Genomic DNA, 15,160 nt, shown 5'->3' on the forward strand with positions numbered 1-15,160 from the left:
CCATCCGCGCCTGAAGCCATAGCTTTGTAGGCCGGATAAGGCGTCAGCCGCTATCCGGCATTGCAGCCGATTACTGCCTGATGGCGCTGCGCTTATCAGGCCTACGTAAGCCAGTCATTTGTCAGCCGGATATCCTTTGTAGGCCGGATAAGGCGTTAGCCGCCATCCGGCATTGCAGCCGATTACTGCCTGATGGCGGCTTTGCCTTATCAGGCCTACGCAACCTGAATCGCTTGTAAAACAAACCGCATCAACCTCTTACGAATGTTCCGTTATTGCCTGCGCGGCGCAGATCAGCGCCAGATGGCTCAACCCCTGTGGCAGGTTGCCGCTCCATTTTCCGGTGCGCACGTCGAACATCTCGTTGAAAGTTTCGACGTTGCCTTTATCGCAGATGCACTCGAGGATCTCCTCCATCGCGGTTTTCGCGCAGTCAATCTCGCCCATTGCCGCCCAGGCTTCCGCCAGCCAGAACGAACAGGCGACGAAGGTGTTCTCCTCCTCCTGCACGCCGCTGTAACGGTAGGTCATGGCGCAGCCGTCGCCCAACTCTTCGCGGATGGCGCGGTAGGTGGATAACATGCGCTGCTGATTAACGCTGTTGCCATAGCGGTGCACCAATGCCAGGGACGCGTCGAGGCGCTCCTCGCTTTGCGGGTAAAAGAGGTAGGCCTGCTTGCTCTCGGACCAGCAGTGCTCCTCAACCCAGTCGCGGATGCGGTCTCGCTCGCGCTCCCAGCGGCCCACCCAGGTCGGCTCAATATGCTTCTCGCGCGCCATCTCCACCGCGCGGTCGAGCGCCAGCCAGCAGGCCATTTTGGAATGGGTATAGTGCTGGTGCTCAGGCAGTTCCCAGATGCCGCAATCCTTTTGCCGCCAGTGATCGGCGCAGCAGTTCGCCAGCTCGCCCAGTAAACGTGAAGTACGCAGATCCAGCACATGCCCGGCGTTAACAAACAGCTGCGCCGTCGCCAGCATGTCGCCATACATACTCAGCTGGAGCTGATCGCGGGCGTTGTTGCCGACGCGCACCGGGCGTGAATCTTTGTAACCGCGCAGCGGCGGATAGGTCTCGGCGGGCACCGCTTCTCCCTCTAGCGTGTAGCAAGCATGGAGGCGCACACCGTGGCGAATAATGGTTTTGGATAACCAGGAGAAGGCGGCCTTGCACTCCTCCAGCGCGCCGAGAAAGGCGAAGGCTTTGATAATCAGGCAGGCGTCGCGCACCCAGGCATAGCGGTAGTCATAATTTTTCTCTTTGCCGACCCCTTCCGGGATCGACGTCGTTGCCGCTGCGGCAAGGGCGCCGGTCGGCGAATACCAGAGAAACTTCAGTGCCAGCGCCGAGCGCCCGACATGATTTTCATACGCCCCGCGGTAGCTGAGGCTTTTTGACCAGTCGACCCACGCGGTGTGGCTGGTCTCGATCCGCTCATCAATCGCCGCGAGATCCGGCACCGCCAGCGGCTCCTTCTCCGTCACCAGCAGCGCCACCAGCGTGCGGCTCTCGGGCGATGTGGTAAAGGTGCCGTGGATCTGCTCATCATCAACATCGACGATCGCCACATCTTCGCTGGTGCGCAGCATCGCCATCAGATCGGCAATGTGGTAGACGTTGCCGTGAGCGGTCTCATTAAGCCACGGCGAGCAGGTTTCCGCCCGCGTGCCAAAACGCAGGGAGAGCTTCATCTTCACCTCTCCCTCTAGGCCTTCGACGCGCCGCGCCAGCTCGCTCCACGGCAGGCGACCCGCCAGCGTGCTGTTAATCGATTCGGTGATTAGCACTTTGCCGCTGTCGGTGGTGAAGGTGGTTTCCAGCACGTTGCTGTCATCGCGATAGCGCCGCGTCACGCTGTAGGGCGCATCCGGCTCAAGCTGAAAAAAACCGCCGATATCGGGGTCGAGCAGGCGGTCAAACAGCGGGGCCGAATCAAGATTGGGCGCGCACCACCAGTCAATCGAACCATCCGGCGCAATCAGCGCCACGGAGCGACCCTCGCCGATGGCCGCATAATCGCCCGCCTCGACAAAGCCATTTTCCCGCACGGGAGAGGTGTATTGCGCGTTCTTCACGGTCTGTTGTGTCCTGTTGAGAGGAGGGGAGAAACGGACGTGGCCGCCGGGCGGCGACCACGAGATGCAGGATTGTGGCAATCCTTACAACGTACCGGTACCCCCGTCGGAGCACCATACCTGGCCGGAGCTGTAGCTGCTTTCCGGCGACGCCATCGTTACGTACAGCGGCGCAATCTCAACCGGCTGGCCTGGGCGTTTCAGCGGTGCGCTGGCACCAAACTGCTGCACTTTCTCCTGCGGCTGACCGCCGCTCGATTGCAGCGGTGTCCAGTAAGGACCCGGTGCAACGGCATTGACGCGAATACCTTTCTCGCCCAGCTGCTGCGCCAGGGATTTGGTAAAGGCGACAATCGAGGCTTTGGTCTGGGCGTAATCAAGCAGGATCGGGCTTGGCTGGTAGGCCTGCACCGAAGAGGTGTTGATAATGCTCGCGCCTTCCGGGAGGTGTTTCACCGCCGCTTTAGTGATCCAGAACATCGCATAGACGTTGGTCTTAAAGGTGGCGTCGAAATCTTCCGTCGACAGGGTGAGGATCGATTCGTTGAACTGCTGACGACCGGCGTTGTTAACCAGAATGTCCAGCCCGCCAAGACCTTTAACGGCATCCTCTACCAGCTGCTGGCAGAAGGCTTCAGAGCGGATATCGCCCGGAATGGCAATCGCTTTGCGGCCTTCCGCTTCAATCAGTTTGATCACTTCTGCCGCATCGGACTCCTCTTCCGGCAGATAGTTAATCGCCACGTCAGCCCCTTCACGGGCATAAGCGATGGCGACAGCGCGCCCGATACCAGAGTCACCCCCGGTGATCAGCGCTTTACGTCCGGTCAAACGGCCAGAACCGCGATAACTGGTTTCGCCATGATCCGGTACCGGGATCATCTTACTGGCAAGGCCAGGCGGCGTTTGCGGTTGCTCGGCAAAAGGAGGGGTCGGGTAGTGCGGCGCTAAAGGTCGTTTAGTGTTTTGCTCTGCCATGCTTGCTCCTTAAACGTTATGTAGACACGTGTTTAAGCCTGGCATAGATGTGAGCGTTGTCACGTTACGGGCAGGAAAACCAGGAATATGTGAAATAAAACGGCAGCGAAAAGCCGTGTTTTCGCTGCCGTCAGGATCAGTCGAGATCCGCGCCGTTGCTGGCGATCACCTTCTTATACCACCAGAAGGATTTCTTGCGGCTGCGCGCCAGCGTGCCGTTGCCCTGGTCGTCGCGATCGATATAGACAAAGCCGTAGCGTTTGCTCATCTCACCGGTGGAGGCCGCCACCAGATCGATGCAGCCCCAGCTGGTATAACCCATCACCGGAATACCATCTTCAATCGCGTCACCCATCGCGCGGATATGCTCGCGCAGGTAGCTGATGCGGTAATCGTCATGGATCTCGCCGTTGGCATCGACCTCATCTTTCGCCCCCAGCCCGTTCTCCACCAAAAAGAGCGGCTTCTGATAGCGGTCATACATCATGTTCATGGTGATGCGCAGGCCAAGGGGATCGATACCCCAGCCCCATTCGCTCACCTCAACATGCGGGTTGCGCAGGGATTTGACGATATTCGCTGCGCTGGTGTTGGCGGCGTTCATCTCCGCCGAGGCGCAGCGCGAGGCGTAGTAGCTGAAGGAGACAAAATCGACGGTGTTTTTCAGGATTTCATCATCGCCATCTTCTTTAACAATCTGCACCCCTTTCTCACGGAATACGCGGGCAGAGTAGGCCGGATAGCTGCCGCGCGCCTGCACATCGATAAAGAAGAGGTTTTCGCGATCCTTCTCCAGCGCCGTCCAGACATCGGCCGGTTTGCAGGAGTAGGGGTAGAAGTTACCGCCTGCCAGCATGCAGCCCACCTGGTTTTGCGGGTTCACCTCATGGGCGATTTTGGTCGCCAGCGCGCTGGCAATCAGCTCATGGTGTGCGGCCTGGTACTTCACCTGATCCTGGTTTTCGCCCTCTTCGAACACCAGCCCGGCACCGGAGAAGGGGCTGTGCAGCATGATGTTGATTTCGTTGAAGGTAAGCCAGTACTTCACCAGCCCGTCAAAGGCTTCAAAACAGGTGCGGGCATAGCGGGTGAAAAACTCCACCATTTTGCGGTTGCGCCAGGATCCATACTCCGTCACCAGGTGCATCGGCACATCGAAGTGGCACAGCGTCACCAGCGGTTCGATATTGTACTTTTTGCACTCGGCAAACACCGCGCGATAGAAGGCGATCCCCTCTTCATTCGGCGTTAATTCGTCGCCTTTCGGGTAGAGACGGCTCCAGGCAATCGAGGTGCGGAACACCGTAAAGCCCATCTCCGCCATCAGAGCGATATCCTCTTTGTAGCGATGGTAAAAATCGATCGCCTCATGGCTGGGATAGTACTCATCGTCGCGCAGGGCAAAGCGTTTCTCCTGCCCCAGTTTCACCGCCAGACGGTTCGCGCCGTGCGGGATCATATCGACGGTGGTCAGCCCCTTGCCGCCCTCCAGATATCCCCCTTCCGACTGGTTGGCGGCCAGTGCGCCGCCCCATAAAAATCCTTGCGGAAAAACAGCCATGCGTTACCTCGCTCTATTAATCAGGCTTGTGCTTCTTTTACCGTTACCGGCTGCGCCGTCGGTGCGTTTTTCTCCGCTTCGACCGGGATATCCTCAAAGCCGAGCAGCAGCGTCAGCACAAACGACAGCACTACCGCCAGCGCCATCACGCCAAACACCCAGACAATGGTCATCGGGTTTGCCGGATCGAAGAACTGCACGCTGGTAAATAACCCCGGAGCCGCCATTGAGTGGCTGGCAAGCCCGGCGATACCGGCCACCGCGCCGCAGATAAAGCCGCTGATGAGGCTTGCGATCAGCGGGCGTTTCAGGCGAATCGCCACGCCATAAAGCGCCGGTTCGGAGATCCCGGCGAGGATCGCCGAGGCTGCCGCCGCCATCGCCGTCTGGCGCAGCTCCGGGTTTTTCGTTTTCCACGCCACCGCCAGCGACGAGCCGCCAAGGGAGAGGTTCGCGCCGATTTCCGACGGCATTACCATTCCCTCTTTGCCCGTTTCGGCAATGGTCTGAATGATAGTGGGCGTAAAGACGCGGTGCATACCGGTCATCACCAGCAGCGGCCACAGCGCGCCCATAATGGCAACCGAGAGCCAGCCGAGATAGCCGTGAATGGTGTAAACCAGCGCGGAGATGGCGCTACCGATCCAGATGCCGAGCGGGCCAATCAGCACAATCGCCAGCGGTGCAGCAATCAGCACAATCAGCATCGGCTTGAGGAAGTTTTTCGTCACCGCCGGGGTGATGCGATCGACCCAGCGTTCAATGTAGGAGAGGCACCAGGTCATCACCAGCGCCGGGATAACCGTGTAGGTATATTTCACCGCGGTCACCGGGATCAGCGCAAACTCGACGTGCTCGCCCTGCGCCGCTTTCGCCATCAGCTCGATAAAGCTCGGGTGCACCAGCACACCGGCAATGGCGATCGCCAGCGACATATTGGTTTTGAATTTTACCGCCGCCGAGGCGGCAACCATCAGCGGCAGGAAGAAGAAGGCACCGTCGCCGATCACCGTCAGGATCGTCAGGGTGGAGGAGCCTTTTGGCAGCGCGCCGGACATCTCCAGCACCATTGCCAGCAGTTTGACCATCGACCCGCCGATAATCGCCGGGATCAGCGGCGACATGGTGCCGATCAGCGCATCGAGAATGCCCGCGCCGATGCGGCGCAAGGTGAGTTTTTGTTTGGTCTGCGTCTCGACGGGCTGCATATTCTGCGGCAGCAGGCTGACCACTTCACGAAACGCCTGCGAAACCGTGTTACCGATAATCACCTGGCACTGGTTGTCGTTGCGTACCACGCCCATCACGCCGCTGATGCTTTTCAGCGTCGCGCTGTCGATGCGCGTTTCATCTTTCACCACGAAGCGCAGGCGCGTCATGCAGTGCGTTACGGCGGCAATGTTATCGACACCGCCCAGCGCATCTACCACCGAGTGGGCAAGCGCCGCATAGTTCTTAGCCATTGTTTTTTTATCCTGTTTAATCAATAGGGTAATGACTTATCGCACGCCCAGGCGGCGATGAAACATGAAATAGGTAACCGGTTCCACAAAATCATGATGAGTTTATGTGAGGGAAACAAGACCTAAAAATGAGCACTTTTTCAAAGCGTGACCGAGATCACCGGATAATCACAAACGCGCGCTTTTTGCCGGATGGTTAACTGTTTCAATACGCCTCGTGGCTGAAGTACACTTCGCCACAGGACATTTGCAGGAGCAGGACAGATGGCGACAATGCAGGAGGTGGCGAAGCGGGCAGGGGTGTCGAAAGCCACGGTTTCACGCGTATTGACGGGCAAAGGCTATGTCAGCGAGGAGACAAAAAGCCGCGTCTTTCAGGCGATTAGCGAGAGCGGCTACCGGCCAAACTTGCTGGCGCGCAGCCTTGCCAGCAGCACCACCCAGACGCTGGGATTAGTGGTTACCAACACCCTTTACCACGGCGTCTACTTCAGCGAACTGCTCTCCCACGCGGCGCGCATGACCGAAGACAAAGGGCGTCAGCTGCTGCTGGCAGACGGCAAACACAGCGCCGAAGAGGAGCGCCAGGCGATCCAGTACCTGCTCGATCTGCGCTGCGACGCCGTCATCATCTACCCGCGTTTTCTCAGCGTCGACGAGCTGGATGCGATTATCGACAGCCATACTCAGCCGATTGTGGTGCTCAACCGCCGCCTGCGCAAAAACCTCAGCCACTGCGTCTTTTGCGATCAGCACGCCGCCAGCCAGCAGGCGGTCTCGGCGCTGATTGCGCGCGGTCATCGCGATATTGCGCTTATCACCGGCTCGCTCGATTCGCCTACCGGTATTGAGCGTTTATCCGGTTACAAAGACGCGCTGCAACAGCAGGGCATTGCGGTACGTAACGAATTGATTGTCGAAGGGAAATGGACACCACAAAGCGGCGCGCTCGGCGTGCGTGAACTGCTGGAGCGCAAGGTCTCTTTCAGCGCGCTGGTGGCGAGCAATGACGATATGGCGGTGGGTGCTATCAAACAGCTGCATGACAGCGGCATCGCCATACCCGGCCAGGTTTCCGTGGTGGGCTTTGATGATATCGCCATGGCTCCCTTCACCGTGCCAGCGCTCTCCAGCGTCAAAATTCCGGTCACCGACATGATCAAAGAGACCATCAACCGCCTGATCTTTATGCTCGATGGCGGCGACTTTACCCTGCAATCCACCTTTCCCGGCGAGTTGATCCTGCGCGACTCCATCACCAGCGGCCCCTGCGCCTGAGGTGTCAGCCGTCATCGACACTTCTGTCGATGACAGCGCTGCGCTTTTACTAACATCATTAAATTCAGCCACTTAAAAAGTGGCACGCTTTATGAATACTTCAGCGGGACAAGGCTCTTAGCTGGAGAAAATGATGAACCGATTTATTATGGCCGACGCCGCAAAATGCATCGGCTGCCGCACCTGCGAGGTGGCCTGCGTGGTCTCCCATCAGGCGGATCGCGACTGCGCGGCCCTCACCCCGGAAACCTTCCTGCCGCGTATTCACGTGGTGAAAGGCGTCAATGTGTCGACGGCAACCATGTGTCGTCAGTGCGAAGACGCACCCTGTGCCAATGTCTGCCCGAACGGCGCAATCCGCCGCGATGAAGGTTTTGTGCATGTGATGCAGGAGCGCTGCATCGGCTGCAAAACCTGCGTGGTGGCCTGCCCCTATGGCGCGATGGAGGTGGTCGTGCGTCCGGTTATTCGCCACAGCGGCGCGGGCCTCAATGTGCGGGCGGAAAAAGCCGAAGCCAACAAGTGCGATCTCTGCCACCACAGCGAGAGCGGCCCGGCCTGCATTCAGGCCTGCCCGACCAAAGCGCTGGTCTGCATCGATCGTAATGTGCTGGAGCAGATGAGCGCGGATAAACGGCGTCGCGCCGCGCTCGACAGCTCCCTCTCCATTACCTTCTAACCCCTTTATTTTCACTTTTAACAGGTCTGTTACTGATGAAGAAGATCACAAGTGTTTGCCCATACTGCGGCGCGGGCTGCAAACTGAAACTGGTTGTTGATGACGGAAAAATCATCCGCGCGGAAGCCGCCGACGGCCATACCAACCAGAATGAACTCTGCCTGAAAGGCTACTACGGCTGGGATTTCCTCAACGACACCAAGCTGCTCACCCCGCGCCTGACGCAACCGATGATCCGCTATCAGAAAGGGGGCAAGCTCACCCCGGTCAGCTGGGATGAAGCGATCCGCTACACCGCTAAGCGCCTGGGCGAAATCAAAGCCCAGTTCGGCCCGCGCGCCATTATGACTACCGGTTCATCGCGCGGGACGGGGAACGAAACCAACTATGTGATGCAAAAATTCGCCCGCGGCGTGCTCAATACCAACAATGTCGACTGCTGCGCCCGCGTCTGCCACGGCCCCTCTGTTGCCGGGTTGCAGGAGACCCTCGGTAACGGCGCGATGAGCAACTCCATCAGTGATATTGAAAACTCCCGCTGCCTGCTGATTTTTGGCTACAACTGCGCCGATTCACACCCGATCGTGGCGCGAAGAGTGATTAAAGCGCGGCAAAATGGCGCGAAAATTATCGTCTGTGACCCGCGTCGTATTGAGACCGCGCGCATCGCCGACCAGCATCTGCAACTGAAAAATGGCTGCAATATGGCGCTGGTCAATGCCTTCGGTTATGTGCTGCTCGAAGAGGAGCTGTATGACAAAGATTATGTCGCCAGCTTTACCACCGGGCTGGATGCCTACCGTGAAACGGTAAAAGAGTACGCCCCGGAAGCGGTGGAACACCTCACCGGCGTGCCGGCAAAACAGGTACGCCAGGCGATGCGCACCTTTGCCGCCGCGCCGTCGGCCACCATTATGTGGGGCATGGGCGTCACGCAGTTTGGTCAGGCGGTCGATGTGGTGAAAGGGTTATCGAGCCTTGCGCTGCTCACCGGCAACCTCGGCCGCGAGCATGTCGGCGTCGGCCCGGTGCGCGGGCAAAATAACGTGCAGGGTGCCTGCGATATGGGCGTCATCCCGAACCAGTTCCCCGGTTATCAGGATGTGGTTGATCCACAGGTACGGGCGAAATTCGCCGCTGCCTGGGGGATCGATCCGGCGGTAATGGATGATCAGGTGGGCGTGCGCATTACCGAAGTGCCGCACCTGGCGCTGGAGGGCAAAGTGAAAGCCTACTACATCATGGGCGAGGATCCGCTCCAGACCGAAGCGGACCTGGGCCTGGTGCGCAAAGGCTTTGAGGCTCTCGACTTTATCGTGGTGCAGGACATCTTTATGACCAAAACCGCCGAGCAGGCAGACGTGCTGCTGCCCGCCACCTCGTGGGGTGAACATGGCGGCGTCTTTACCTGTGCCGACCGCGGTTTCCAGCGTTTCGAAAAAGCGATTGAGCCAACCTACAACGTCAAACGTGACTGGGAAATTATCAGCCTGATTGCCACCGAGATGGGCTACCCGATGCACTACGACAACAATCAGCAGATTTGGGACGAACTGCGCGAACTCTGCCCGCTCTTTTACGGCGTCACCTACGAGAAGATGGGCGATATGGGCCATGTTCAGTGGCCGTGCCCGACGCTCGAACACCCCGGCACGCCTTACCTTTACCACGACAATAAGTTTGATACGCCGGATGGCAAAGGCCACCTTTTCGCCGCACCGTGGCGCGCGCCCGCCGAGCGACCGGACAGCGAATTCCCGCTGGTGCTCTGTACCGTGCGCGAAGTGGGGCACTACTCCTGCCGCTCAATGACCGGCAACTGCGCGGCGCTGCAAACCCTCGCCGATGAGCCGGGCTTTGTGCAGATCAACCCGCAGGATGCCGATGCGCTGGGGATCCGCGACCGCCAGCTGGTGTGGGTGGAGTCGCGTCGCGGGAAGGTCATCACCCGCGCGGATGTCAGCGAGCGCATCAACCAGGGCAGCGTCTATATGACCTACCAGTGGTGGATCGGTGCCTGTAACGAGCTGACGCAGGATAATCTGGATCCGATATCGAAAACGCCGGAGACCAAATATTGCGCGGTACGGGTGAGTGCGATCAACGATCAGCCCTGGGCCGAAGCGTACACTCAGCGCACCTATCAACAGATGAAGACGCGCCTGCGCGATGCGGCGCTGCAATGATGATATGAGCCAAAGCCCTGGGGTTTGCTTACGCGTTTATGGAAAAGTGCAGGGGGTGGGCTTCCGCCCCTTTGTCTGGCAGCTGGCGCAGCAGCTGGCGCTGAACGGCGATGTCTGTAACGACGCGCAGGGCGTAGAGATACGCCTCGCTGGCGACGCGCAGGCCTTTCTCTCCCTGCTGCACCAGCGCTGTCCGCCGCTGGCGCGCATCGATCGCGTTGAGCAGCACCCCTTTCACTGGCCTGTTTTACCGCAGGCCTTCACCATCCGCGACAGCGCGGGCGGGGCAATGGATACGCAGATTGTTCCCGATGCCGCAACCTGTCCTGATTGCCTGGCGGAGATGTTCAATCCCGCCGGGCGCCGCTACCGTTATCCCTTTATCAACTGCACCCACTGCGGGCCGCGTTTCACCATCATTCATGCCATGCCCTATGACCGCCCGTTGACGGTGATGGCGGCGTTTCCCCTTTGCCCGGAGTGCGAGGCGGAGTATCGCAACCCGCTGGACAGGCGATTTCACGCCCAGCCGGTGGCCTGCGCAGAATGCGGCCCACAACTGAGCTGGCATGATGCGAGCTACCGGGCAGCGGGCGAAGAGGCGTTGCAGATGGCGGTGGCGCTGATCAAAAGCGGCGGCGTGGTGGCGGTGAAAAGCATCGGCGGCTTTCATCTGGTCTGCGATGCGGGCAACGAGGCCGCCGTGCGCTATCTGCGCGCGCGAAAACAGCGCCCGACGAAACCGCTAGCGGTGATGCTGGCGTCAAGCGACGGGCTCTCCCCTGAAGCGCAGCGCCTGCTGGCTACGCCTGCGGCACCGATTGTGCTGGTGGAGAGCGCAAGCGTCAGCGGCCTGTGCGATGCCATTGCGCCAGGGCTTGATGAGACTGGTGTGATGCTGCCTTCAAACCCGGTGCAGCATCTGCTGGCGCAGGCGTTGCAGCGCCCGCTGGTGATGACCTCCGGCAACCTCAGCGGTAGACCGCCAGCACTCACCAACGCTGCCGCGCAGGCTGAGCTGGCGTCGATGGTCGACGGTTTCCTGCTGCATAATCGCGATATTGTGCAGCGTATGGATGACTCCGTGGTGCGGGCGAGCGGCGAGATGCTGCGGCGCGCCAGGGGCTATGTGCCCGATGCGCTGCCGCTGCCGCCGGGCTTTCGTGACATTCCGCCGCTGCTCTGCCTCGGCGCGCAGATGAAAAATACCTTCTGCCTGCTGCGCGGCGATCGTGCCGTGCCGGGGCAGCATTTCGGCGATTTAACCGATGACGGCGTCGAGGCGCAGTGGCAAAATGCCCTGCGCCTGATGCAGCAGATCTACGATTTCACCCCGCAGCAGGTGGTGGTGGATGCACATCCGGCCTACCGCACTCGCGCATGGGCGGATCGCGCCGGGTTGCCGGTTCACACCGTGCTGCATCACCACGCCCACGCTGCTGCCTGCCTTGGCGAGCATGGCTGGCCGCTCGACGGCGGGGATGTGATTGCCATAACCCTGGATGGTATCGGTATGGGCGAGGACGGTACGCTGTGGGGCGGGGAGTGTTTGCGGGTCAACTACCGCGACTGCGAGCACCTCGGTGGCCTGCCGGCGGTAGCGCTGCCGGGGGGCGATCTCGCCGCGCGCCAGCCGTGGCGCAACTTGCTGGCGCAGATGCTGGCCTTTGTTGAGAGGTGGCAGGATTACCCGGAAACGGCGCTTATCCGGCAGCAGAACTGGCCGGTGCTGGAGAGAGCAATCGCGCGCGGCATCAACGCGCCGCTGGCCTCATCCTGCGGGCGTCTGTTTGATGCGCTGGCCTGCGCGCTTGGCTGCGCGCCAGAACAGCTGAGCTATGAAGGGGAGGCCGCCTGCCAGCTGGAAGCGCTGGCGGCAAAAGCGGAAAACGTTGAGCACCCGGTGAAAATGCCGCTTCGCGGGAACCGGCTAGATCTGGCGACCTTCTGGCAGACGTGGCTGGGCTGGCAGGCGGCACCGCCCGCGCGGGCATGGGCATTTCACGATGCGCTGGCGTGCGGCTTTGCCGGGCTTGCGCGCGAGCAGGCTCGAAAGCGCGGCATTACGACGCTGGTTTTCAGCGGCGGCGTGCTGCATAACCGCCTGCTGAAAGCCCGCTTACAGCACTACCTGGCCGATTTCACGCTGCTTTTTCCCCACCAGCTTCCGGCCGGGGATGGCGGCATCGCCTTCGGCCAGGGGCTGGTGGCGGCCGCGCGGGCTATTGCCCCAGCGCCTTCAGCAGCGCAAAGGCCTCTTTCATGCGATCTTCACTGACCACAAACGCGCGCAGCTTGTCGGCGTCGTCGACCCCTTTTGCCACCATGCCTGCGGCATCGGTAGCGATGTGCCAGCGCAGGTCGGCGCGCGAAGTTTCGCCCGCCAGATGCAGCGGCATCAGCGGCGTTTTCACCTTCACCAGCATCGGCGGCAGCGTCAGTTGCGACGGGCTGCCGGTGAGGTTTTTCGCCAGCGTCATGGCGCTGAGCTGAATGGGTTGCAGGAAGGGCAGCACCTGACCGTGGATTTCGGCGCAGTCGCCCAGCGCGAAGATATGCGGATGGCTGGTTTGCAGCGTTGCGTCGACGACAATTCCGCGGCGGGTCTCCAGCCCGGCAGCTTGCGCCAGTGCGGTGTGCGGCACCAGGCCGGTGGCGGCGACCACCACATCGGCATCGATACTGCGTTCATCATCCAGCTGCGCCCGTACGCCGCTCTCCCGAGCCTCAAGCCGTGCAAGCTTAGCGGCGAGCAGCAGGCGCACGCCGTTTGCCGTCAGGCAGTGTTGCAGGCGAGCGCTCACCTCCGGCGGCATCAGCGCCGGAAGGATGCTGGCGGCGTTATCCAGCAGGGTGACGGTTTTGCCCGCGCGCTGAAAATCCATCGCTAACTCACAGCCAATCAGCCCGGCACCGACAATCAGTACCCGCTTTGCCGCCCGCAGTTGCTCTTCGCAGGCGTGGTACTCCTGCAAACTGTTGAGCGTCAGCATCATTTCACGCCCCGGCAGCGGCGGCACAAAGGCTTTCGCCCCGGTCGCCAGCACTAACTTATCGTACTGCCAGCTTCTGTCGGCGCTTTTCACCACCTGCGCATGGGGATCGATGGCGGTGACGAAGGTGTAGGGGAAAAGGCGCACGTTGAACTGCTCGGCGAAGTCGCCCGCCGTCTGGCGGATCAGATCCTCAGCGCGCTGCGCCTGGCTTATCACATGGCTCAGTTCCGGCTTGCTGTACTCTTCCATGCCGTCGGCGGCAATCAGCGTCAACGGCACCTGGCTGTCCAGCTTGCGGATATTTTTCACCAGCGTGCGGGCGGCGAAGCCCGAGCCGATAATCACAATCCCGGCGCTCATTTTGCCTCCACTGCCAGTTCGTCAAATACCTCTTTACCCAGCGAACACTCCGGGCAGAGGAAGGTGTCCGGCACCTCAGACCACGGCGTACCCGGCGCGACCTCCTGCATCGGCTCGCCTTTTACAGGATCGTAAATCCACTGGCAGACGCTGCACTGCATACGCGGGCCGAGATCGGCGGCTGATTCTGCGCAGCCGCTGGCGGCTTGCGCGGCGGGCTGGCTGAGCGGCTCCGGCAGCGGAGCGAGCGCCCACTGGCGGGCGATATCGCGCCCGTGCTGGCGGCAGATCTCCAGCGCGTCGACATCCGGCCGCCATTTCGCTTTCAGGCTGAGGGACATCTCAAACCCGGCATCCTGCAAACGCGTCGAGAGGCGATCGACCGCGCCGCCGCTCCAGCCGTGGGAGCCAAAGGCGCTGGCGCGCTTATTACGAAAACGCAGACCAGTTATCTCCTCCACCAGCCCGGCGATCTTCGGCATCATCACGTTGTTCATCGTCGAGGTACCGACCAGCACCCCTTTGGAGCGGAAAACATTGGTGAGCACGTCGTTTTTATCGCTGCGCGCGACGTTAAAGATTTTCACCGCCACGCGCGGATCGACTTCGGTAATCCCCTGGGCGATGGCGTCGGCCATCATGCGGGTGTTGTTCGACATGGTGTCGTAGAAAATGGTGATGCGATCTTCCTGATAATCCGCCGCCCATTTCAGATACAGCTCAACAATCTGCGTCGGGTTATCGCGCCACACCACGCCGTGGGAGGTGGCAATCATCTCTACCGGCAGGTTAAAGCCGAGGATCTCGGTAATTTTCGGCGTCACCAGCCGGCTAAAGGGGGTGAGGATATTGGCGTAGTAGCGCTGGCACTGCTCAAACAGCTCGGCCTGATCCACCTCATCATTAAACAGATGTTCGTCGCAGTAGTGCTGGCCGAAGGCGTCATTGCTGAACAGCACCGCGTCGCCGGTCAGGTAGGTCATCATGCTGTCGGGCCAGTGCAGCATCGGCGTTTCGACGAAGATTAGCTGTTTGCCGTTGCCGATATCCAGCGTATCGCCGGTTTTCACCACATGGAAATTCCATTCAGGGTGGTGATGGTGACCGTTAATAGAGTCGATAGCGTTATGGGTACAGTAGATTGGCGTGTTGGGGATGTGCGACATCAGCTCCGTCAGCGCGCCCGCGTGATCCTCTTCGGCATGGTTGATCACGATGTAGTCGATCATCGCCAGATCGATTTCGCCACGCAGGTTCTGCACGAACTCGCGGCTGAATTTGTGAGCGACGGTATCGATCAGCACGTTTTTGCCCTCGCGGATCAGGTAGCTGTTATAGCTGCTGCCCTTCAGGGTTTTGTATTCGGTGCCGTGAAAATCACGAACTTCCCAGTCGCGCTGTCCTATCCAGTGAATGTTGTTTTTTACGTGAATCGCCATGATCGTAGTCCTGTGCAGTTTCTCAATGTGATACATGGCTATATCAAGAGGCGTGCCAGCTTTTTATCATTTTGATATTGATATATTTTTTTAAAATAATCGAAAATTGTAATGTCATTATGACTATGATAAATATAGTCAATATGA

10 protein-coding genes are annotated in these 15,160 nt (G+C 59.8%); 4 read left to right on the top strand and 6 right to left on the bottom strand.

The window, feature by feature from the left end; genetic code table 11:
* Positions 1 to 258: 258 nt before the first annotated feature.
* From ACWPW2_RS19175 to ascF, 4 genes are all read right to left on the bottom strand, one after another.
* A complete protein-coding gene (locus tag ACWPW2_RS19175) occupies positions 259 to 2,073 on the bottom strand; it encodes a glycoside hydrolase family 15 protein (RefSeq protein WP_454124773.1) in 1,815 nt (604 codons plus the stop codon).
* Between the two features lie 84 nt (positions 2,074 to 2,157).
* Positions 2,158 to 3,051 (bottom strand): SDR family oxidoreductase, encoded by an 894-nt coding sequence (locus tag ACWPW2_RS19180; protein WP_124967441.1) that lies wholly within the window; start codon positions 3,049 to 3,051, stop codon positions 2,158 to 2,160.
* Between the two features lie 136 nt (positions 3,052 to 3,187).
* Positions 3,188 to 4,612, bottom strand: coding sequence for a 6-phospho-beta-glucosidase (locus ACWPW2_RS19185; protein ID WP_454124775.1), 1,425 nt, complete (start codon positions 4,610 to 4,612; stop codon positions 3,188 to 3,190).
* A gap of 20 nt (positions 4,613 to 4,632) precedes the next feature.
* Complete coding sequence (ascF, locus tag ACWPW2_RS19190) at positions 4,633 to 6,075, bottom strand: PTS cellobiose/arbutin/salicin transporter subunit IIBC (RefSeq protein ID WP_454124777.1); 1,443 nt, start codon at positions 6,073 to 6,075, stop codon at positions 4,633 to 4,635.
* Positions 6,076 to 6,339: 264 nt separating this feature from the next.
* Between ascF and ACWPW2_RS19195 the strand changes: the two genes are divergently transcribed.
* From ACWPW2_RS19195 to hypF, 4 genes are all read left to right on the top strand, one after another.
* Entirely contained in the window at positions 6,340 to 7,353 is a 1,014-nt protein-coding gene (locus ACWPW2_RS19195) for a LacI family DNA-binding transcriptional regulator (protein ID WP_454124779.1), read from the top strand.
* Positions 7,354 to 7,486: 133 nt separating this feature from the next.
* The gene (hydN, locus tag ACWPW2_RS19200; protein WP_023480526.1) at positions 7,487 to 8,032 is read left to right on the top strand and encodes an electron transport protein HydN; all 546 of its coding nucleotides are present in this window, start codon (positions 7,487 to 7,489) and stop codon (positions 8,030 to 8,032) included.
* Positions 8,033 to 8,067: 35 nt separating this feature from the next.
* Positions 8,068 to 10,218 (top strand): formate dehydrogenase subunit alpha, encoded by a 2,151-nt coding sequence (fdhF, locus tag ACWPW2_RS19205; RefSeq protein WP_454124781.1) that lies wholly within the window; start codon positions 8,068 to 8,070, stop codon positions 10,216 to 10,218.
* Between the two features lie 4 nt (positions 10,219 to 10,222).
* The gene (gene hypF / locus ACWPW2_RS19210) at positions 10,223 to 12,496 is read left to right on the top strand and encodes a carbamoyltransferase HypF (RefSeq protein WP_454124783.1); all 2,274 of its coding nucleotides are present in this window, start codon (positions 10,223 to 10,225) and stop codon (positions 12,494 to 12,496) included.
* Here hypF and norW read toward each other — a convergent pair.
* Both norW and norV read right to left on the bottom strand, forming a co-directional pair.
* Entirely contained in the window at positions 12,441 to 13,574 is a 1,134-nt protein-coding gene (norW, locus tag ACWPW2_RS19215) for an NADH:flavorubredoxin reductase NorW (RefSeq protein WP_454124785.1), read from the bottom strand. The two genes, hypF and norW, sit on opposite strands and share 56 nt — an antisense overlap.
* Positions 13,571 to 15,013 (bottom strand): anaerobic nitric oxide reductase flavorubredoxin, encoded by a 1,443-nt coding sequence (gene norV / locus ACWPW2_RS19220; RefSeq protein ID WP_454124787.1) that lies wholly within the window; start codon positions 15,011 to 15,013, stop codon positions 13,571 to 13,573. The genes norW and norV overlap by 4 nt, the downstream gene beginning before the upstream one ends.
* Positions 15,014 to 15,160: the final 147 nt, after the last annotated feature.

The sequence above is a fragment of the Kosakonia sp. Marseille-Q7440 genome (assembly GCF_965119485.1).

What these genes read in the sequence shown, in the direction of transcription:
- fdhF (WP_454124781.1), top strand. Translation starts at nt 8,068, where the DNA reads ATGAAGAAGATCACAAGTGTTTGCCCATACTGCGGCGCGGGCTGCAAA.
- ACWPW2_RS19185 (WP_454124775.1), bottom strand. Translation starts at nt 4,612, where the DNA reads ATGGCTGTTTTTCCGCAAGGATTTTTATGGGGCGGCGCACTGGCCGCC.
- norV (WP_454124787.1), bottom strand. Translation starts at nt 15,013, where the DNA reads ATGGCGATTCACGTAAAAAACAACATTCACTGGATAGGACAGCGCGAC.
- hypF (WP_454124783.1), top strand. Translation starts at nt 10,223, where the DNA reads ATGAGCCAAAGCCCTGGGGTTTGCTTACGCGTTTATGGAAAAGTGCAG.
- norW (WP_454124785.1), bottom strand. Translation starts at nt 13,574, where the DNA reads ATGAGCGCCGGGATTGTGATTATCGGCTCGGGCTTCGCCGCCCGCACG.
- ascF (WP_454124777.1), bottom strand. Translation starts at nt 6,075, where the DNA reads ATGGCTAAGAACTATGCGGCGCTTGCCCACTCGGTGGTAGATGCGCTG.
- hydN (WP_023480526.1), top strand. Translation starts at nt 7,487, where the DNA reads ATGAACCGATTTATTATGGCCGACGCCGCAAAATGCATCGGCTGCCGC.
- ACWPW2_RS19180 (WP_124967441.1), bottom strand. Translation starts at nt 3,051, where the DNA reads ATGGCAGAGCAAAACACTAAACGACCTTTAGCGCCGCACTACCCGACC.
- ACWPW2_RS19195 (WP_454124779.1), top strand. Translation starts at nt 6,340, where the DNA reads ATGGCGACAATGCAGGAGGTGGCGAAGCGGGCAGGGGTGTCGAAAGCC.